The sequence below is a fragment of the Streptomyces sp. NPDC004732 genome, assembly GCF_040609235.1.
GTDB lineage: Bacteria > Actinomycetota > Actinomycetes > Streptomycetales > Streptomycetaceae > Streptomyces.
This window is the reverse complement of record NZ_JBEXJR010000008.1, coordinates 506,124-526,213: the sequence shown is the minus strand read 5'-3', so window position 1 is coordinate 526,213 and position 20,090 is coordinate 506,124. Positions and strand designations below refer to the sequence as shown.

At 71.2% G+C, this 20,090-nt stretch carries 19 protein-coding genes; 4 read left to right on the top strand and 15 right to left on the bottom strand.

Going from position 1 to position 20,090, the window contains the following annotated elements:
• Nucleotides 1-146 precede the first annotated feature (146 nt).
• Nucleotides 147-632, bottom strand: coding sequence for a DUF1269 domain-containing protein (locus tag ABZV77_RS26285; RefSeq protein ID WP_356261439.1), 486 nt, complete (start codon nt 630-632; stop codon nt 147-149).
• Nucleotides 632-1,246 carry a DUF1269 domain-containing protein gene (locus ABZV77_RS26280; protein ID WP_356261437.1) on the bottom strand — a complete coding sequence of 205 codons (615 nt, stop codon included), beginning with the start codon at nt 1,244-1,246 and terminating at the stop codon, nt 632-634. Before ABZV77_RS26280 ends, ABZV77_RS26285 begins: the two co-directional genes overlap by 1 nt.
• A 131-nt stretch (nt 1,247-1,377) precedes the next feature.
• On the opposite strand from ABZV77_RS26280, the gene ABZV77_RS26275 reads away from it, so the two are divergent.
• Genes ABZV77_RS26275 through ABZV77_RS26260 form a run of 4 tightly spaced genes read left to right on the top strand, consistent with a single transcriptional unit; the run spans nt 1,378 to nt 8,485 of the window.
• Nucleotides 1,378-2,862, top strand: coding sequence for a hypothetical protein (locus ABZV77_RS26275; RefSeq protein ID WP_356261434.1), 1,485 nt, complete (start codon nt 1,378-1,380; stop codon nt 2,860-2,862).
• Nucleotides 2,859-5,573 carry a glucosidase gene (locus ABZV77_RS26270; protein ID WP_356261431.1) on the top strand — a complete coding sequence of 905 codons (2,715 nt, stop codon included), beginning with the start codon at nt 2,859-2,861 and terminating at the stop codon, nt 5,571-5,573. Before ABZV77_RS26275 ends, ABZV77_RS26270 begins: the two co-directional genes overlap by 4 nt.
• Nucleotides 5,570-7,057, top strand: coding sequence for an alpha-amylase (locus ABZV77_RS26265; protein ID WP_356261428.1), 1,488 nt, complete (start codon nt 5,570-5,572; stop codon nt 7,055-7,057). Before ABZV77_RS26270 ends, ABZV77_RS26265 begins: the two co-directional genes overlap by 4 nt.
• Before the next feature lie 12 nt (nt 7,058-7,069).
• Nucleotides 7,070-8,485 carry an MFS transporter gene (locus ABZV77_RS26260; protein WP_356261425.1) on the top strand — a complete coding sequence of 472 codons (1,416 nt, stop codon included), beginning with the start codon at nt 7,070-7,072 and terminating at the stop codon, nt 8,483-8,485.
• Nucleotides 8,486-8,496: 11 nt separating this feature from the next.
• Here ABZV77_RS26260 and ABZV77_RS26255 read toward each other — a convergent pair whose 3' ends face one another.
• From ABZV77_RS26255 to ABZV77_RS26195, 13 genes are all read right to left on the bottom strand, one after another.
• Entirely contained in the window at nt 8,497-9,054 is a 558-nt protein-coding gene (locus ABZV77_RS26255; RefSeq protein WP_356261422.1) for an RDD family protein, read from the bottom strand.
• 14 nt (nt 9,055-9,068) lie between these two features.
• Nucleotides 9,069-9,632, bottom strand: coding sequence for a hypothetical protein (locus tag ABZV77_RS26250; protein ID WP_356261420.1), 564 nt, complete (start codon nt 9,630-9,632; stop codon nt 9,069-9,071).
• A 79-nt stretch (nt 9,633-9,711) separates the two neighbouring features.
• Nucleotides 9,712-10,179, bottom strand: a complete 468-nt coding sequence (locus ABZV77_RS26245) for a hypothetical protein (RefSeq protein WP_356261418.1) — start codon at nt 10,177-10,179, stop codon at nt 9,712-9,714.
• Between the two features lie 35 nt (nt 10,180-10,214).
• Nucleotides 10,215-12,971, bottom strand: coding sequence for an HAD-IC family P-type ATPase (locus tag ABZV77_RS26240; protein ID WP_356261416.1), 2,757 nt, complete (start codon nt 12,969-12,971; stop codon nt 10,215-10,217).
• Nucleotides 12,968-14,020: a polyphosphate kinase 2 family protein gene (locus ABZV77_RS26235; protein WP_356261414.1), complete on the bottom strand. Its 1,053-nt coding sequence runs from the start codon at nt 14,018-14,020 to the stop codon at nt 12,968-12,970. The genes ABZV77_RS26240 and ABZV77_RS26235 overlap by 4 nt, the downstream gene beginning before the upstream one ends.
• Before the next feature lie 56 nt (nt 14,021-14,076).
• Complete coding sequence (locus ABZV77_RS26230) at nt 14,077-14,496, bottom strand: hypothetical protein (RefSeq protein WP_356261411.1); 420 nt, start codon at nt 14,494-14,496, stop codon at nt 14,077-14,079.
• Between the two features lie 178 nt (nt 14,497-14,674).
• Nucleotides 14,675-14,929: a hypothetical protein gene (locus ABZV77_RS26225; RefSeq protein ID WP_356261409.1), complete on the bottom strand. Its 255-nt coding sequence runs from the start codon at nt 14,927-14,929 to the stop codon at nt 14,675-14,677.
• Nucleotides 14,916-15,143 carry a hypothetical protein gene (locus ABZV77_RS26220; protein WP_356261407.1) on the bottom strand — a complete coding sequence of 76 codons (228 nt, stop codon included), beginning with the start codon at nt 15,141-15,143 and terminating at the stop codon, nt 14,916-14,918. Before ABZV77_RS26220 ends, ABZV77_RS26225 begins: the two co-directional genes overlap by 14 nt.
• Before the next feature lie 55 nt (nt 15,144-15,198).
• A complete protein-coding gene (locus tag ABZV77_RS26215; RefSeq protein ID WP_356261404.1) occupies nt 15,199-16,053 on the bottom strand; it encodes a peptidoglycan-binding protein in 855 nt (284 codons plus the stop codon).
• A gap of 25 nt (nt 16,054-16,078) precedes the next feature.
• Complete coding sequence (locus ABZV77_RS26210; RefSeq protein WP_356261402.1) at nt 16,079-16,714, bottom strand: hypothetical protein; 636 nt, start codon at nt 16,712-16,714, stop codon at nt 16,079-16,081.
• A gap of 37 nt (nt 16,715-16,751) precedes the next feature.
• Nucleotides 16,752-16,904 carry a hypothetical protein gene (locus tag ABZV77_RS26205; RefSeq protein ID WP_356261400.1) on the bottom strand — a complete coding sequence of 51 codons (153 nt, stop codon included), beginning with the start codon at nt 16,902-16,904 and terminating at the stop codon, nt 16,752-16,754.
• Nucleotides 16,901-19,282, bottom strand: coding sequence for a hypothetical protein (locus tag ABZV77_RS26200; protein WP_356261398.1), 2,382 nt, complete (start codon nt 19,280-19,282; stop codon nt 16,901-16,903). The genes ABZV77_RS26205 and ABZV77_RS26200 overlap by 4 nt, the downstream gene beginning before the upstream one ends.
• Nucleotides 19,269-20,087 carry a hypothetical protein gene (locus ABZV77_RS26195; RefSeq protein WP_356261395.1) on the bottom strand — a complete coding sequence of 273 codons (819 nt, stop codon included), beginning with the start codon at nt 20,085-20,087 and terminating at the stop codon, nt 19,269-19,271. Before ABZV77_RS26195 ends, ABZV77_RS26200 begins: the two co-directional genes overlap by 14 nt.
• Between the last annotated feature and the right edge of the window lie 3 nt (nt 20,088-20,090).

The window sequence follows — 20,090 nt, the reverse complement described above, 5'->3', positions numbered from 1 at the left end:
GGTCGGGTGGTGCTGGGAAGACGAGTCTGGGACCGGCAGGTGGAACGGCACCCTCAGGGGGTGCCATCTCACCCGGGTGAAATTCCGTGCGCCCGGCGCGTGCCCGTTCTCCTGCAGGAGAACGGGCACGGCGCCGGACACCGGGCTCACTTGGCCTGGAGCGCCTCGATGAGTTCCTCCTCACGGTCCTTGGTGAGAGAGGTACGCAGGACGACGGGGTTGAAGGGGCGTAGCGCCTCTCGTACCCGGTCCGGCGTGGAGCGGCGGACGAGCGCGAAGACCGCGGCCTTGCCGGGCTCCAGCGTGTTCGCGACCTCCTTCACGAAGGCGTCGTTCACCCCGATGTCGGAGAGCTTTCCGGCGACCGCGCCCGTGGCGGCGCCGACCGCGGCACCGAACACCGGCATCAGGAAGAGCAGGCCGAACAGCGTCCCCCACAGGGCCCCGCCCGCCGCACCGGCCCCGGTGAGGCTGTAGCTCTGGCGCACATGGACCTTGCCGTCCATGGTCCGCCAGGCGAGTGCGGCGTCCTCCAGGTCGAGCAGTTCCTGGCGCGACAGCTCCTTGCTGAGCCGCAGGACCGCTTCGGCCTTGTCCTTGTCCGTGAAGCCGAGCACGACTAGATCGGCCATCATTTCCTCCTGATCCTGGTCTTGTTCTTGTTCCTGTTCTCCGGTTCTTTCGCGGACGTCTCCGCTTCTTCCGCGGACGTCTCCGGTGCGTGCGCCGTGTGGTCCCGGGAGGAGACGGGATCGCCCCGCTGGTCCGCCGCGGCGACGAGCTCCGCCGCGATGGGCAGGAGCGCCTCCTCGGTGAGGAACCCCTCGGCCACGGGGACGCCACCGGCATTGCGGATGGCGGCCCTCAGGTACTTCGCCCACACGTGCTCGAAGAGGATGAACGCCGCGGCGGTGCCCGGCTCCAGTTCCTGGGCCGTCTCCCTGATCTCGGCACGGGTGAGACCGAAGGCGTTGCCTTCGGACACGGACGGAGCGAGCTCTTCCGCCCCCCGCATGCTCTCGCGGGGGATGCCGAGCAGCGCGGCGACGGTGTCGCCCATGTCCTCGGCCTGGTAGTCGAGGGCGATCAGCCGTCCGTCGATCTCCTTCTGCACGAAGAGCATGTCGAGCACGCGGATCTGCCCGTTCGACTCCAGGATGATCAACTCTTCGATGACCCGGCCCTCGAACTTGGCGGAGGGACCGAACTCGACCGTCAGCAGTTGTATGGGCCCGATGGTGCCCATCGAGACTCCCTTCCTCGAAAATCGACGGTTCGCTCTCATCAGGCCGCGCCGGGCCCCGCCCCACGTCACCCATCACAGGTGAAGGTCGCGCCGCGCCCCTGCCCGACAGTGGGCGCCGGAGGTGCGACGCCATGGCCCACGAAGAAGCTGCGGACGACCGCACGACCACCACCGCCCCCGGTGCCGATGAGGAACTGGCGCGGCTGCGCGCGGAGGTCGCGGACCTACGGGCCCGCGCCGGGACCCGCCGGAGCAGAACGGCCCGGCTCCTGGTGGTCCGGCGCGTGACCGCCGCCGTACTGATCGCGCTGGCGGCCGTCCTCACGGTGACCTCGGTCATCGGAGTGTGGGGCGCGCGCACGACGCTCAGCACCGACCGGTGGGTCGACACGGTGGAGGACCTGCCGAGCCACCCCGCGGTGAACAAGGCCGTGTCCGCCTACCTCACGGAGCAGGTCTTCGACCAGCTCGACGTGGAGCAGCGGCTCACGGAGACCCTGCCCGAACGGGCGTCGTTCCTCGCCGCGCCGGTGACCGGGGCGGTGCACGACTACGTGCGCACCTCGATCTCGAAACTGCTCGCCACCGACGAGTTCCAGAAACTGTGGAACGCCACCAACCGCTCCGCGCACGGGCGGATCGTCTCGATCCTGGAGGACCGCAACAAGAACGTGCGGGCCGAGGGCGACACGGTCACGCTCAATCTGCTCCCCATGGTCAACAACGTCCTCAACACCCTGGAGGACCGGCTCCCCACGCTCTTCGGCAAGCAGATCGACCTGCCGCGCATCACCTCCGGCGAGATACCGCCCGACCTGCACGCCCGCATCGAGAAGGCGCTGAACGTGTCGCTGCCGGACGACTTCGGTCAGGTGCGGCTCTACGACCGCCACGAGCTGGGCCAGGTGCAGGACGCCGTGCTGCTGTTCAAGCGGGCGGTGTGGGGTCTGGTCATCGCCGTACCCGTCCTGCTCGCCCTCGCGCTCTGGGTCTCCCCGAACCGGCGGCGCACCGTCCTCCAGTTCGGTCTGTGGCTGGTGGTGGCGGTCACCGTCCTGACCAGCGTGTTGCGGGCGGTGCGGGACCAGCTCCTGAACCAGGTGCAGCCGGGCGCCTACCGGGAGGGGGTGCGCGACGTGCTGTGGACCGTGTTCGAGCAGCTGCGCGAGCGTGGCGCCCAGCTCCTGTGGATCGGTGTCGCCATCGCGCTGATCGCCTATCTCGTCGGGCCGGGCAGGCTGCCCGTGTGGCTGCGCCGCACCGTCGCCAAGGGAGGCAGGGCCTTCGGCGGGTTCGTCGCGCGGACCGCGCACCGCGGCACGGGTGCGGGGGCGCGGCAGTGGATCCGCACCCACGCCGATGTGCTGCGGGTCGGCGGGCTCGTCGTGGCGGCCCTGGTCGCCCTGCTGCTCGCCTCGTGGACGGCGCTGCTCGTGGTGGCGCTGCTGCTGTTCGCGTACGAGGCGGGGATCACCCTGCTCGCCCGTGGCGAGGCCCGGCCGAGCGAGGCCGAAACCGGCAAGGATGCCTCACCCACCGCAGGTGAGGCCGGGGACGGGCCCGCCACGGAGACTGACGCTGCCCAGGTCACCTCGCCGCAGGGAGGGAACCCATGAGCACACGCACGAGCACCGGGCAGATCGGTCCGCAGGGCGACGAGGAAGGCCGGTCGCGGCTCTGGGGCCCCTACCTGAGCGAGCGCCAGTGGGGCACGGTCCGCGAGGACTACAGCGACAACGGTGACGCGTGGTCGTACTTCCCGCACGACCACGCCCGGTCCCGGGCCTACCGCTGGGGCGAGGACGGTCTCGGCGGCATCTGCGACGAGAAGCAGCGCCTCTGCTTCGCCCTCGCGCTGTGGAACGGCCGCGATCCCATCCTCAAGGAGCGCGCCTTCGGCCTCACCAACGGCGAGGGCAACCACGGCGAGGACGTCAAGGAGTACTACTTCTACCTCGACAGCACCCCGAGCCACTCCTACATGCGCTACCTGTACAAGTACCCGCAGGCCGAGTACCCCTACAACGACCTCGTGGGCACCAACCAGCAGCGCGGGCGCGGCGACTTCGAGTACGAACTCATGGACACCGGCCTCTTCGCCGACGACCGCTACTTCGACGTGAGCGTCGAGTACGCCAAGGCCGCCCACGACGACATCCTCGTCCGCGTCACCGTCGACAACCGCGGGCCCGACGAGGCCACCGTGCACGTGCTGCCGACCCTGTGGTTCCGCAACACCTGGTCGTGGTCCGAGAGCGCCGTGGGAGACGAGGGCGCAGGGGGCACCGACAAGCCCCGGATCAGTGTGGGCGGCAGCCCCCGCGGCACGGTGGCCGTCACCGCCGCGCACCACGAACTCGGCAGCTACGACCTGCGTTTCGGCGCCTCGGTGCCGCTCCTCTTCACCGAGAACGAGACCAACAACGAGCGGCTCTTCGGCTCGCCCAGCGCGTCCCCGTACGCCAAGGACGGCATCGGCCGCCATGTCGTGGACGGGGAGATCGAAGCCGTCAACCCGGCGCAGGAAGGCACCAAGGCGGCCGCCCACTGGACGCTCACCCTGCCCGCGGGCGGCTCGACGACCCTGCGGATGCGGCTCGCCCCCACCGGCTCGCAGCTCTCGCTCGACCGCGACTTCGACTCCGTCTTCGCCACGCGGATCGCCGAAGCGGACGCCTTCTACGACGGTCTCGCGCCGGAGAGCGCGGGCGACGACGAACGGCGCGTGATGCGGCAGGCGTTCGCCGGGATGCTGTGGAGCAAGCAGTACTACTACTTCGACCTGGAGACCTGGCTGGCCGAGCACGGCCTGGCCCCGTGGAGCCTGCCGCGGGGCGACACCCGCAACCGCGAGTGGTTCCACATGGTCAGCGACGACATCATCTCCATGCCGGACAAGTGGGAGTACCCCTGGTTCGCCGCCTGGGACCTGGCCTTCCACGCCATCGCCCTGTCGATGGTGGACGTCCGGTTCGCCAAGGAGCAGCTGGAGCTGCTCACCCGGGACGCCTATCTGCACCCCAACGGGCAACTGCCCGCGTACGAATGGAACTTCAGCGACGTCAACCCGCCGGTGCACGCCTGGGCCGCGTACTTCGTCTACACGATGGAGCAGGGCACCACGGGCCACGGCGACCGGGAGTTCCTGGAGCGCACCTTCCAGAAGCTCCTGACGAACTTCACCTGGTGGGTGAACCGCAAGGACCCGACCGAGCGCAACGTCTTCCAGGGCGGCTTCCTCGGCCTCGACAACATCGGCGTCTTCGACCGCAGCGCGCCCCTGCCGACCGGCGGCCAGCTCGAACAGGCCGACGGGACCGCATGGATGGCCCTGTACTGCCAGGCCATGCTGCAGATCGCCCTGGAACTCGTCGAGCACAACCCCGCGTACGAGGACCTGGTGCTGAAGTTCGTCGAGCACTATCTGTGGATCTCCGCCGCCATGGACCGCGTCGGCGACCTCGACGACGGGATGTGGGACGAGGAGGACGGCTTCTTCTACGACGTCCTGCGGCTGCCGGACGGCCAGGCGGTCCGGCTCAAGGTGCGCTCCATGGTCGGACTCCTTCCGCTGTGCGCGTCGACCGTCTTCCGGCCCTCCCAGCTCGCGAAGGTGTCCGGCCTTCGCGAGCGGCTGCACCGCTTCGCGACCCGCCACCCCTCGCTCTCCGCCACCCTCGCCACCGCCGCGGCAGGCTCGGCCGGCGGGCCGCGGCTGCTGTCGGTGATGGACGAGAAGAAGCTCCTCAGGGTGCTCGAACGCCTGCTGTCCGAGGACGAGTTCCTCGGCCCCCACGGCATCCGCGCGCTCTCCCGCCACCACGCCGAGCACCCCTACACCTTCTGGGTCGACGGCCAGCAGCACCAGGTCGGTTACGTGCCCGCCGAGTCCGACTCCGGGATGTTCGGCGGCAACTCCAACTGGCGCGGCCCCGTGTGGTTCCCGGTGAACGCCCTCGTCATCCGGGCCCTGCTCAACCTGTACGGCTTCTACGGCGAGGACCTCACCGTGGAGTGCCCCTCCGGCTCCGGGGTGCGGATGACCCTCTACGAAGTGGCCGAGGAAATCTCCCGCAGGCTCGGCTCGACGTTCCTGCGCGGCCCCGACGGGCGCAGGCCCGTCTACGGCGGCCAGGAGAAGTTCCAGAGCGACCCGCACTGGCGCGACCTGATCTCGTTCTACGAGTACTTCCACGGGGACAACGGCGCCGGGATCGGCGCCGCCCACCAGACCGGCTGGACCGGCCTCGTGGCCCCCCTGATGATGATCTTCGGGACCCTCCGGCCCCAGGACTTCCTGGCCGACCCCGGGGAGGAGACCTCATGACCGGGCTGCCCGCACAACCCGTCGTGCACGAAGTGAACACCCGCGTGTGGCTGCGCGAGCTCCAGCAGCGCACCGGCCCGCACACCGGCCTCGCCGACGTGCCCAAGGACGCCTGGGACCGGATCACCCCGCACGGCGTCGACGCCGTCTGGCTCATGGGGGTCTGGGAGCGGAGTCCGCAGGGCCGCTCCATCGCCCTGCGCGACGCGTCGCTGCGGGACGCCTTCGCCCGGGCGGTGCCGGACATCGCCGACGACGAGATCGCGGGGTCGCCCTACTGCATCCGCCGCTACGAGGCCGACGCGGCGCTCGGCGGCGCCGAGGGGCTCGCCGTGGCCCGCGCCGAGCTCGACCGCCGTGGCGTCGGGCTGCTCCTCGACTACGTGCCGAACCACGTCGCGCCCGACAGCCCCTGGGTGGCGGAGCACCCCGAGTACTTCGTGCGGGGCACGGCGGAGGACCTCCGGCGCGACCCCGCCGCGTTCCTCGGCACCGGGTCGGAGGTGTACGCGCGCGGCCGTGATCCCTTCTTCCCGCCGTGGCCGGACGTCGTACAGCTCGACGCCTTCGCGCCCGCGCTGCGTGCCGCCACCGCACAGGTCCTCAGCGACATCGGCGGTGTCTGCGACGGAGTGCGCTGCGACATGGCGATGCTGCTGATGAACGACGTCTTCGCCCGCACCTGGGGGCAGTACGCCGGGCCGCCGCCCCAGCAGGAGTTCTGGCCCACCGTGCTCGGCGAGGTCAGGCGCCGGCACCCCGGCATGGTCTTCGTCGCCGAGGCGTACTGGGACCTCGAATGGGCGCTGCAGCAGCAGGGGTTCGACTTCTGCTACGACAAGCGGCTCTACGACCGCATCGTGCACGAGGACGCGGAGTCCGTCCGGCAGCACCTGCAGGCGCCGGTGGACTACCAGCGCCGTCTCGTACGGTTCCTGGAGAACCACGACGAGCCGAGGGCCGCACGGACGCTGCCCGCGGACAAGGAGCGCGCGGCGGCCGTCACCATCGCGACGCTGCCCGGGGCGACGCTGTGGCACGAGGGCCAGTTCACCGGGCGCCGCACCCAGCTGCCCGTCTTCCTGGACCGGCGCCCCGACGAGGAGCCCGACACCGCGCTGCGCTCCTTCCACGAGCGGCTGCTCGCCGCCGTCCACAAGAGCGGGATGCGCGGCGGCAGTTGGCGTCCGCTCGACAGCGAGGGATGGCCCGACAACCCCAGCCACCGCTCGCTGCTCGCCTGGAGCTGGACCGGCGCCCACGGGCGGTTCGCCGTGGCCGTGAACCACTCCGGGCAGCCCGCGCAGGCCAGGATCCGGCTGCCCTGGCCCGAGCTTGGCGGCCGCGCCGTCCAGCTGACCGACCTCCTGGACGGCTCGCGCCACGAACGCTCCGGCGACGAGCTGCACGACCCCGGTCTCTACGTCGCCCTCGGGCCCTGGGGCACCCACGTGTTCGCCGTCACCGCCGACAGCGGCACCTGACCGGCGGCACCCATGGCCGACCACACCGCCCCGCCGGGGCCCACCACCACCGGACCGCGCCACGTCCTGCTCCCGCTGGCGCTCGCCCAGTTCATCTGCAGCTTCGCGGGCTCCAACATGAACGTGATGATCAACGACATCAGCGACGACCTGGACACCACCGTGCAGGGCGTCCAGACCGCCATCACGATCTTCCTCCTGGTGATGGCGGCGCTGATGATCCCGGGCGGCAAGCTCACCGAACGCTACGGCCGCAAGCGCTGCTTCCGGATGGGCCTTGCCGTGTACGGCGTCGGCGCGCTGCTCAGCGCATTCGCCCCCGGCCTCGGCGTGCTCATCATCGGCAACTCCATCCTGGAGGGCGTCGGTACGGCCCTGCTGATCCCGCCCGTGTACATCCTCGCCACGCTGCTCTTCACCGAGCTGACCTCGCGGGCCAAGGCCTTCGGCGCCATCATGGCGATGGGCGGCATCGGGGCGGCCGCGGGACCGCTGATCGGCGGCCTCATCACCACCGCGATCAGCTGGCGTGCGGCGTTCGTGTTCCAGGCCCTGATCGTCGGGTTCATCCTCGTGCTGAGCCGTCGCGTGCCCGACCCGCTGCCCGCTGATCCGACCGCGCCCTTCGACATCCGCGGCTCGGTGCTGAGCGCCGTCGGCCTCATCGTCCTGGTCACCGGCATCCTCGCCGTCGACGACAACGGCTGGCTGGCCGCCGGGCTCCTCGCAGCCGGGGCGCTGATCCTCCTGTGGTTCTTCCGCTCGGCGCGCGCCATGGAGGCGGCGGGCAAGGAACCGCTCCTGTCGGCGGACCTCTTCCGCAACCGCACCTCCAACCTGGGCCTGATCACCCAGCACGTGCAGTGGCTCGTCCTGATGGGGACGTCGTTCGTGGTCGCCGCGTATCTCCAGGTCGTCCGCGGCTACAACGCCATCGAGACCGGCGTGATCTTCACGGCGGCCACGGTGGGCCTGCTCGCCTCGTCCCTGGCCGCCGAACGCTTCGCCAAGCGCAGGGCCCAGCGGACGCTCATCATGGCCGGGTTCGTCCTCACCCTGGGCGGCGTCGTCGTGCTGCTCGCCATGAGCGGCGGCACCGCCAGCGCCTGGGCCTCAGCCCCCGGGCTGTTCCTCATCGGAGTGGGCCTCGGCGTGATGCTGACCCCGTCGGTCAACATCGTCCAGTCGAGCTTCGCCGAGGACGAGCAGGGCGAGATCTCCGGCCTGTCCCGCAGCGTCTCGAACCTGGGCTCCTCGGTGGGCACCGCCATCGCGGGCACCATCCTCGTGGCCGACCCGACCCACGCCTACGCCGCCGCGATGATCACCCTCGCCGCGCTGGGCCTGGTCGGGCTCGGCGCCGCGACGCTGCTGCCCGGCGGCACCGCCCCGAACGTAGCCACGACGCGGGCCGCCGGGGCGGGTTAGGGCCTCTGGCCCTAGGGCTCTTCTTCCGGCGGCTGGGTGCGAGTGCGAGCAGTGCTCCTGCGGTACGACGAGGCACCCGGACGGCTGGTGCGGTACGCGGAGACGCCCGGGTTGCGGGGCGTCCAGTCGTAGACCACCGTGCTCCGCACCACGAGGTCCTGGACGGACGCGCACCGGCGGCTCAGCGGAATCCACAGCAGGCCCGCCGGGAGGACGAGGCAGAGCGCGGCCCGCAGCACCGCGGGCACCACCCCGAGCAGCCGCCCCGAACGGGCGCTCCGCACCCGCAGGCCCATCACCTGGTCCCCCGCCGTGCGCCCGGTCGTGACCCAGCTGCCCGCCGCGTAGCCGAGGGCGATCGCGGTGCCGCAGGTGGCCGTGACCCAGGAGGGCGGGTCGAGGACTTCGAACGGTGGGCCGGTCACCACCAGGACGGCGGCGGACGCCCCCAGATGCAGGAGGACGCCGAGCAGTGTCACCACCAGCGCGTCGATTCCGGCGGCGAGGAGGCGCGAGACGAGTCCGGCCGCACGGCCCTGGGCCTGCCACGGCTCCCCCGGACCCGCCATCCCCCCGCCGCCGTTCACACCGGCCGTACGTACGGTGGCCGGGGCGCTCCGGCCCGCTCGTCGCCCGCGCGGCGAAGGAGCCGGTCGGCGAGCTGGCCGACCAGCCGGTCGGCCCGGATGCCGCGCTCCCGCACGGCCTCGACGGTCTCGCGCGTCATGCCGCTGCCCGCCTCCCTGGCGATGTGCTGCACATCGATCTCCGCCAGGACGTCGACGACCAGGGTGACGAGGTCGATCCGGGCGATCACGGCGTCGATGTCGAGGCGCCGCGCGATGGCGTCGACGTCGACCCGGTCCACGACCCGGTCCACGTCGACGCGCCGCACGACCCGGTTCACGTCGACGCGGGACACGATCCGGTCCACGTTGACGCGCTCCACGACCCGGTCCACGTCGACCCGCTCGACGACCCGGTCCACATCGACCCGGGACACCACGTCGTCGAGTTCGATGCGCCGCACGACGGCGGCGAGCACTTCCCGTACGACCGCGTCGAGACCGACGCCCGCGGCCCTGAGCACCATGCGCGGCACGATCAGCAGCGTGCCCACGATGTCGGGGCCTCTGTATGCGTTCACCACGACATCGCACCGGATCGCGGGGCCGCCGCCCTCCTCCCTGGCGGGTGATTTCACGCCGCCGCGGGTCCTTCGTGGCTCACATGGGTGCCCCGTACGCCTTGTGCGCCTCGCGATGGCCGTACGTGGCGAGGGACCAGATCACCAGGACGTCGAGCAGGATGATGAGGGCCGACCACACGGGGTGGTACGGCGTGAAGAAGAAGTGCTCCATCGCGCTCAGCCCCGCGATCACGATGCCGACGACACGGGCCCATGTGCGGCCGGAGAAGAGGCTCAGCGCCGCGGCGAGCACCACGACGCCGGTGAGCATCTCGACCCAGCCCCTGGTGTTGACGTCGAAGTCGTAGGAGTAATTGTTCTGCGTCTCGTAGTAGTTGTCGCTCAGGATCGCGGAGAGCCCCGCGATGACGTGGTACGAGCCGACGAGGCCCAGCACGCACGCGGCGAACACCACCCCGCCGAGGGTGACCACGTTGACGCGGTGCTCCGGTGCGGGCGGGGGTGCAGCGGGACCGGCCTGGCCCCGGGGGTACTGCTCAGCCATGTCGAACCTCCTCCTCGACGCATGACGGTGCGGAATCACGGTGCGGAATCACGATGCGGCTGCGCGTGCGGCCGTCGGCGGGCGGCGAGCTTGCCCAGCTCCCACAGGCCGAGGAGCGCGAGGGCGGGCAACAGGGCCCAGCCGAACTGGCCGACGCTCAGCGGTGTGGTGTCAAGGAGACGGTTGAAGACCTCCATCTGGGTCACGGCGACGGCGAGCGCGAACTCCCCGAGGAGCGTCCAGTTCAGCTGCTTGCTGTCGAAGGAGTCGGCGGTGAAGACCGTGCCCGTCTGGTTGCGGCATTCGAGGGCGGCGACCAGGAGACAGAGCGCGAACGTCGTGAAGGCGATGGAGTTGCCCACGGCCAGGCTGTCGTACCGCGACTCGCCGAGCTTGATCATGCTGAGCAGTCCGACGGTGAGGGCCGTCCCGACGAGCCCGACCGTGAGCATCAGGCCCGGGGTCATCACGGGTTCGCCGCGAGGGCGCGGGCGGCGGTTCATCAGGCCCGCGCTGACCCGGTCGAAGCCGAGGGCGAAGCCGAACGCCGCGTTGACGAAGAAGTGGATCCACAGCACCTGGGCGGGCGTGAAGGGCTCGCCGTCGGCGATGTCGAACAGCGTCGCGCCGAGGAACGTCAGCACGAAGGCGACGAGCAGCAAGAGCACGAACCGGATGTACTTGGTGAGGTTGTCGTAGATCTTGCGGCCCTGTTCGACCGCGTGGACGATCGTGGCGAAGTTGTCGTCGGCCAGGATCATGCGTCCGGCGTTCCTCGTGACCTCGGTGCCCGACCCCATGGCGATGCCGATGTCGGCGGCCTTGATGGCCGGGGCGTCGTTGACCCCGTCGCCGGTCATGGCGACGACGTCGCCCTTCTTCTTGAGGGTCTCGGCCAGCAGCACCTTGTGCTCGGGGGCCACGCGTCCGACGACGCCGATGTCGTCGATACGGGCCAGCCGCTCGCGCTCCGGCAGGGCCGCGAACTCGGCGCCGAGGATGGCCTCGCCCGGGATGCCGATCTGCTCGGCGACCGCGGCGCCCGTGATGACGTCGTCGCCGGTGACCATGCGGACCCGGATGTGGGCCGCCTGGGCCGCGGCCACGGCCTCACGGGACTCGGTGCGCGGCGGGTCGACCATGCCGACGAGGCTGGTCACCGTCAACTCCGTCATCAGGGACAGGAGATCGCCGTTGGGGGTGAACGCCGACGGGTCGAGGTCGCGGACCGCGGCGGCCATCACCCGGCGGCCCGCCCGCTCCATCCGCTCCAGCTCGTCCTGCGCCCGCTCGCTCAGGACCTTGTCGAAGGGGACGGCCGCGCCGTCCGCAAGGGCGGTCGTCGCGCGGGCCAGCACGGCCGGTGCCGCTCCCTTCACGAAGCAGCGCACCACCGTGCGCCCCTGCGCGTCCCGCGCCTCGTGGAAGGTCGCCATCAGCTTGTACGCGGGGTCGAACGGCAGCGTGGCGAGCCGGGGGAGACGGGCGCGCGTGGCGTCGACGTCGAGACCCGCCTTGTGCCCAAGGACGAGCAGGGCGCCCTCGGTGGGGTCGCCCACCACCTTGCCCTCCACCAGCGAGGCGTCGCTCGCGACGAGATACGGCAGGATCGCGCCCTCGATGCCGGCGGTCGTCCCCGCGGCGTGCTGGATCCCGCCTTCCAGGCCGTAGCCGGTGCCCGAGACGGTGTAGTGGTCGTAGGGATCGACGACCTCCACCACGGTCATCTGATTGAGCGTCAGCGTGCCGGTCTTGTCGGAGTTGATCGCCGAGGTGAAGCCCAGGGTCTCGACCGAGGGCAGATCCTTGACGATCGCGTGCCTGCGGGCGAGTTCGAGGCCGCCGAGGGAGAGGATCGTCTGCGTCACCGTGGGCAGCGCCTCGGGGACGGCGGCGATCGCCAGGGACACCGCGCTGATGAAGAGGGCGTCCCACGCATCGCCCCGCTCCCGGCCCAGGACGAACATCATGAACATCGTCAGGCCCGCGGCGCCCACGATCCACAGCGTCAGCCGGTTCAACTCACGGGTGAGGGGCGACTCTTCGCGGGGCGTGCTCGACAGCATCCCCGCGATCCGGCCCAGTTCGGTGCCGGACCCGACGGCGGTGACCACGAGGACGGCGCTGCCGTGCGTCACCGGGGTGTTCATGAACGCCATGTTGGTCAGGTCGGCGGGCGTCGGCTCGATGTCCGGCGACAGCCGCACCGGCGCGGCGTCCTTGGCGGCGGGCACGCTCTCCCCGGTCAGGGCGGACTCGTCGATCTGCAGGGCGTTCGCCCGGACGAGCCGTCCGTCGGCGGGGACCTCGTCCCCCGCGGTGAGGAGGACGACGTCCCCGACGACGATCTCCTCCGCCGGGATTCTGGCCTCGGTGCCGTCGCGCCGCACCCGCGCGGTGGCCTTCGTCATCGCCTTGAGGGCGTTCATGGCGCTCTCGGCCTTGCCCTCCTGACGTATGCCGATCACCGCGTTCAGCACGGTCAGGGCCGCGAGCACCACCGCGGTCCCCCACTCCTGGACGGCCAGGGACACCACCGCGGCGCCGACGAGAATGATCTGCATGTACGAGGTGTACTGCCCGAGGAAGCGGCGCCAGCCGGACGGCGGCTTCTCCTCCGGCAGCGCGTTGGGGCCGTCCTCGGCGAGCCGCGCGGCCACCTGCCGGGTGTCCAGGCCCGCCGCCGGGTCGACGCCGAGCTGCGCGGCGACCACGTCGGCGGAGTCCGCGTGCCAGGTGGTGGTCCTGGCAGCGGGCGGGCGGTGGCCGGGTGCGGGTGCAGGTGCCGTCATCGCTGCCGCCTCCCGTGGTTCCTGCCGCGCCGGTCGCCCTTGCCCCGCTTCTCGTGGTTGCCGCGGTTGCCGTGCTTCGGCCCCGCGGTGACCGACGCCGCGTACGGGTCGGGCGCCGCGCCCTCCGGGGCCTCGCTCTCCAACAGGACCTTCTCCCGCGCCAGTTCGCGTCGGCTCTTGTCGCCGATCTCCGGATAGCGCGGGTCGATGCCGATCAGGGTGTCGGCGAGGACCGCCGCCGCGCAGATGCGGCCGAACCACTTGCGGTCGGCCGGGATCACGTACCAAGGCGCCCAGGGGGTGCTCGTGGCGGCGAGCATCTCGGAGAACGCGGCCTGGTAGGCGTCCCAGAAGGTGCGCTCACGGGCGTCGGCCGCGGAGAACTTCCAGTTCCGCTCAGGGACGTCGATCCGCCGCAGGAAGCGGGTGCGCTGTTCTTCCTTGGACAGGTTGAGGAACAGCTTGACGACCCTGAAGCCGTTGTCGGTCAGATACCGCTCCCAGTCGTTGATCTCCCGGAAGCGCCGCCGCCAGACCGCCTTCTCCCCCTCGTCCGCCCCCGGTATCCGCTGCCGGGTGAGGAGCTCGGGGTGCACCCGCACCACCAGGACCTCCTCGTAGTGCGACCGGTTGAAGATGCCGATCTCCCCGCGCCGCGGCAGCCTGCACGCATAGCGCCAGAGGTAGTCGTGGCCGAGCTCCTCTGCCGAGGGCACCCGGAAGTTGTTCACGTGCACGCCCTGCGGGTTCACGCCGCTCATGACGTGCCGGATGGTGCCGTCCTTGCCCCCGGCGTCCAGCGCCTGGAGACAGACCAGCACCCCGTGCGTGCCCTGGGCGGCCAGGCGCCGCTGGTAGTCGGCGAGCAACTCGACGCCGACGCTCAGCAGTTCCTGGCCGGCCGCCTTGTTCTTGATCCCCGCCTTGTGAGCGGGGTCGAAGTCCTTGGCCAGGTTCACCTTCGCTCCGGGCTTGACCCGGAGCGGGGCGATGAACTCCGCGATCCGTCGGGCCTGCTTGTCCGACGTACGTTCCCGTCCGGCCTGCATGGCCCCTCCTGACGGATGGCAGGTCTCCTGCACTTACCGCGACTCCTGGATGTCGGCTAGACGTCCTCGCGGCGCACCACGCACAGCCCCCAGATGACGAAGCCGTTCACGGCGATCAGGGTCAGGGACCAGAAGGGGTAGTAAGGGATCGACAGGAAGTTGGCGATCATCAACAGCCCGGCGATGATGATGCCGAGGACCCGGGCCCACGCCATCGCCTGGAACAGACCGGCGCTGACGCCGATCGCGACGACACCGAGGATCAGGTGGATCCAGCCCCAGGTCGTCAGGTCGAACTGGAAGACGTAGTCGGGTGTCGAGAGGAACACCTTGTCCTCGAGGACGGCCATCAGGCCGCGGATGAATCCGAGGATGCCGGCGATCATCAGCATGACCGCCGCAAAGACGGTCAGCCCGGCGGCGGCCGCCTGCGCAGTGCTGCTCGAGCGGTGGTGCACAGGGGTCGAGGTGGCCATGACAGGACCTCCAAGCTCAGGGAGAGTGCCGGTTGCACCGTTGTGCTTCGAGTTTTCCCCCTGGCCGGAGCGCTGGTGGTCACCCTCCGGGGGTGATAGCGGAGTTACGCATCCCGCCCGCCACAGCAGAAAAGGGCCCCGGCCGCAGCTGCGGCCGGGGCCCTCGTGGTTCAACGCCTCACCTGCCCCCCTGCTGCCACAGGGTGATGGCCAGGGCGGTGCAGGAGGTGATCGCTGCCAGGGACGGCAGGGGCCAGCGGCTGCGCTCCAGGGCGTCCAGGCGGTCCTCGTGCTCCGAGAGGGTCTTGTCGGTCTGGTCGGCGCGCTGGAGCAGGAGGGCGAGATCGCCCCGGGTGGTGGCGAAACCGACGTCCACGGAACGGCGCAGCCGCTCCAGCTCCAGGGGGACGCTCCCCGTGTCAGCTCCCGCCATCGTCCGCCCCCTTCCTCCGCAGCCACGGGGGCAGCAGCGCCTCGACGGCCGGGACGGCCATCACGCGGCTCAGTGCCGTGGCGAAGGCCACGAGACCCGCGAGCACCGGGATGTCGGCGATCCCCGGGGCGGCCGCGAGCAACGGGACGGCGGCGATGAGGGTGAACAGGGCTTGTACGGCGGTGCGCAGGCCTCTGCGCGTGGCATCGGTCATGGTCGTCCTCCCAGGACTCGGGACCGGGGCTGGGACTGGGGCTGGGGGCTCGCGGTCAGGACCGCGGCACGCGCAGCCGGTCCCAGCTGGCCCGCCCCGGTATCCCGTCCGCGTCGCCGCCCCGGTAGCCGAGCTTGTGCTGCCAGGCGGCGTACGAGGCACGGTCGGCCTCGCTCCACACCGGCCCGGGCCCGACGGCGTACCGTCCGCAGCCCTCCTTGACCAGGCGGCGTCCGACCGCCGTGAACAGTTCGGCACGCCGCCCGATCGCGAAGAACGCGGCACCGGGGAACGCCTCGTACGCGGTGTCGTCGTCGCCCGGCGCGTCGGAGCCGAGGCGTTTGGCCACGCGGCCGCGCATCACCGGCATCGAGAAGGTCGGGTCGATCTTGCGGCGGGTCCACTCCTTGTGGCCGATGACGCTCGCCCCCGACCAGCCGTGCGCCCGGCACAGGGCGGCCGACAGACGCTCCACCGTGGCGAGCTGGGCGGCGGGGAAGGGGTCGCTGCCGTTGCCGAGGTTCTCGATCTCGAAGCCGTAGAAACGGGCGTTGCCGTCCACGGCGTCGGGACCAGGACGGGACGGCAGCACCTTCGACGCGCGGACCGCGTCGAGCACCGCCGCCGAGCCGTTGCCCGCGTGGTTGGTGCGGCCGTATCCGACGAGGTGGAGCGTGCCGTCCTTGGTGATCAGGCCGATGCAGAGCGGGCCCGGCAGATCGGGGGTGCCGCGGCGGCACAGCGCAAGGCTGTCGCGACCTGCGGTGTGGTGCAGCATGACGCCGTGCACCGGGCCCCAGGGGCCCTTGTGATTGCGGTTGTACGTCCTCCAGTTGCCGTGTTCTCTCATGCGGACGCCCTCGCCGCGCAGCGCGCGGACGAGGGCGTCGGGGGACAGAGGTGTGGCCATGGGGGCCTCCTCGGTGCGTCGGTTCTCAGATCATTGGTGTGATGGTGAGGAAGCGGTTGGCGAACGCCGTCGACGCGGCGGTCGTGCGGAAGGCGCCGGTCACCGTGTGGGCGGCGCCCGGGGTGAGCCCGGTGAGCGGGAACTGACTGCTCGCCGAGGTGGAGTTGGTGCCGCCCACGACGGCCGCACGGGTGTCGGCGGCGGCGCTGACCACCCTGGTGCCCTGCTTCACGGAGGCCGAGAAGTACGCCGTGCCCGCCGCGCTGTTGTTGACCCGCGCGCCGACCATCAGGAGCGCGATGCCGGACGGCGGGGCGATGAACGTGACGGCGAGGGGCTCGGTGGCGCCGGTCAGCGTCTCGACGTACGAGGTCGAGGCCGTCGTACCGCTCAGGGTGCTGAAGAAGGCGACCGGCCCCGGGTCCGTCGGGGCCCACTGCTTGGCGGCGGTGAAGTAGTAGTGGCGGCCCGGGTTGTTGAGCCAGGCGACCATCCCCGGAATCGGGTCGGTCACCTTCGCGTCGCGGGCCGCCGCGTCGGCGAACCGCAGCACGGTGCGGCCGTCGACGGCCTCGGCGAGGGACTGCAGGTGGACGGGGATGTCGGCGTTGTCGGCGGGCTGCGGGTAGGGCAGGCTGCCGAGGGGGGTGAGAGCGACCATGGGTTCGGATCCTCCTGGGGCGAGCGTGGTTGTCGGGTCAGCCGGCGAGGGGCGGCGGCAGCATTTCGCTCAGGTCCGTCCCCTCGTCGTCCGCGGCGACCAGGGGGTCGTCGATCTGGACGGGGCCGGGCGGGGGTTCGTACCCTTCGCCGAGCGTCTCTTCCTCGTTCACGATCACGTTCACGTTCACGCCGTGTCTCCCGTCGTCTCCAGGAGCGTCCGGTAGGTCATCGCCTTCGCGGTGAGGGCGCCGAGCGTCGCGTACTGCGCGGTGAGGCGCTGGTACGTCCGCTGCTTGCCGTAGGCGGGATCGACCGGGCCGTCGGGCACGAGGCCTGCGTCGGCGGGGGCGCCGTTGTAGGCGGTGCCGCGCAGGGTCAGGGTCTGCTGGGGCGCGGAGCCCGCGGCATGCGTGGTGCGCATGCCCACCACCCAGGCGAGCGTGTCGAGTTCGGCACCCGCGGTGTCGACCACCCGGACCACGTCGCCGAGCTGGATGCGCGGGTCGTGCAGGACCTCGACCTCGCCGAGGAGCGGCACGGGAAAGCGACCGGCGGTGAGCATGGCGTCCGCGAGGGAGTAGGCGGCCGCGGACGTCTGCACCCAGTCGGCGGAGGGTGCCGTGTACTGCTGGGTGCCGTAGTACTTCTGGCTGGTGGGGTTCCACCGGGCGTAGGAGCGCTGCTTGGGGTCGGCCGAGCGCTTGATCGGGACGATGCGCACGGAGGGCTTGCCGTCCTTGGTCACCGTCCACACGCTGGTCGTGCCGCGGTTGGAGAACCGTACGAAGTACGTCGGCCCTTCCCGCCAGCAGCTCACCGACACCCGGCCCTTGACCGCCGTCCCACCGGTCTTCGCGCTGCCGAAGCGCACCCGGTGGCCCTCCTTGACGTCGACGTCGTCGGAGACGACGAGCGGGCCGATGTCGTTCTCCTCCTCGGCCATCGCGTACTTCACGACGACCGCGGACTTCGGTTTGATCTCCCGCACCACCGTGTCGTCCACGGGTTCACCGGCCACGGCCTTGATGCCGTTCCAGTCCTGGTACGGCTGCTCGCAGTGGTTGCGGCAGGCGTCGATCTCCTCGGTGACGGTGAGCGAGGCGATGTCCCTGCGTGTGGTGACGGTCAGGTCGGGGACCGCGGGCACCTTGGCGAACCGCGAGGGGCCGCGCCAGCGGAAGACGCCCTGCTCATTGAATTCGGCCGTGGACATGCTGGCCCGGGCGATCTCGGTGATCGCGTCCCACTGGGAGCCGGACACCTTGGGGATGTCGTAGAGCGGCAGTTCCGGGGTGTCGAGGACGGCCCCCTTGGTCCACTGGCCGCGCTGCTCCCACTCCTCCTGCGGATAGGAGACGGTGTCCTGCCAGATCCGGTCGGTGACCTGGAGGCATTCGACGGCCATGTCGGTAGTCAGCTCGACCCGGTTCAGCTCCGAGATCGGCTGCCACGCGGCCTCGCCCACGAAGGTGTACTTCTCGCCCCCGTGGTACGAGCCGTCGGGCGCGGTGAGGCGTGGGTGCACGGTCGGCGAGACGACCGTCCCGGTCGACGTCGTGTCGACCATGAGGCTCAGGTGCCAGGCCCCGCGCAGCGTGGCCAGCTTGGGGAAGGTCTGCGTGGTCTGCAGTCCGGCGACCTTCTCGGTGCCCGACGCCATGGTCACGACGCCCGTGGCGATGTCGAAGGACGCCTTGATGGTCCCTGTCCTGGTGCCGCTCTGGTCGAACACCGCCGACAACTCGATCGTGTTGCCGCGCGCGAGGGCCGTGTTGACCCAGCACTCCAGCTGGAAGACCTTGCCGGGCAGGACGAACCGCGAGCGCGGCATCCACGACGCCTTCAGTCCGGCCGCCTTCGGCATCAGCGCGATGTCGAAGGGCGCGCCTTCCCGGATCCAGTCGTACTCCGCCGGGGCAGGCACGTCCTCGGGCTGGCCGTAGGTCGAGTTGAAGCCGCCGTGCAGCGAGGCGTAGAGCACCGTGAACGGCTTCTCGTCCGCCGTGTCGGCCTCGTCGACGAGCGGGGCGCGCGGCGGCGGGCAGCTGTGGATGCCGCCCTGGCGCAGGAGTTCGTCCACGCACCAGGTCGCGGTGGCGACCGGGCGACCGTGGTAGAAGCCGTGGTACGGCCGGGGCAGTGAGGCGGGGCCGCGCAGCCGCTCCGCCCCGTCCAGCGCCTCCACGGTCACGGTGTCGCTGCCGGAGGCGGCGGTGCGCGAGCGCACGGTGCCGCGGAAGGCGGGCACGGTACGGCCCGCCGCCCCCGCCGTGTGCACGACGGACTGACCGGGTCGCACGAGGTCGCCCGTGAAACGGTCGGCCCAGGCCGAGTAGAGGCGCGGCGCTGGGATGCCGTCCTTCCCGCCGAGCAGCAGCTCCAGTTGCGCGGACGAGCTGCCCGAGAAGGCCCGCATCGCCTCCGGCAGGTCCGTCGCGTACGCCCGCTCGATCTTCCACGACTGGACCTGCGGCCCGACCTCCTTGCCGCCGAGGCGGGTGGAGTGGGACGGCACGCGCTCGGGTGTGGCCAGGGCCCGGTCGAGGGCCTCGTCAGAGCGCTGCATCTCGGACCTCCACGAGGTCGAGGTTGACGTTCCGGTACGGCAGCCGGGCCGCGGGGACGTCTCCGTACGCGGTGACGACCATGGCCGGGCAGCCGTCGCCCAGGGCGTGCGCGACCGGCTCCTCGTCGAGGGTGAGGCAGCCGCCCGCGAGCCCGAACAGGCCGACGGCGCCGGGCCGTCCGACGGGCGTGGCGAAGGCGGCGCCCGCGGGGGCGGTGGCGGTGACGGAACGGCCGACGGCGTGGCTGCTGCTGAGGTACGTCCCGTCCGCCGCCTTCCAGTCCAGCTGGGCGGTGGCGACGGCCGGGTCCCAGCCGACGGGCAGCAGCCATGACACCCGCATGCCCGGCTCCACCGGCCACCCGGACCAGACCCCGTGGATCCACCCGACGGCGGCGGCCGCGTCCCGGCAGTCGACGGTGGTGATGCCGTCGGCGCCGCGGGCGAGCGCGATGTCACCGTTCATGGTGAACCAGTGGTCCCAGCCGCCGGGGATGTCCGACTGCCCGGCCGCCTGATAGGGGTCGAGCAGGTTGACGGTGGCGGGGTCGAGGACGACGAGGGGGCCGCGTCCGGTGCCGACGCGGCGGGCCAGCTGGGCGAGGTGCTGGGCGTCCGCGGGCTCCAGCCACTCGAAGGAGAGCTTGAAGCGGCGGATGGTGCGGGTGGGGGCGAAGGTCGTGACACGTCCTTCGAGCGCCTTGAACTCGGTGACGTTGAGCTCGGCGGTGCGGTCCCAGCTCTTCGCCGCCTGACGGATTTCACGGAGCCGGCCGGGGGCTCCGATCCACAGGTTCCTGGCCATGAA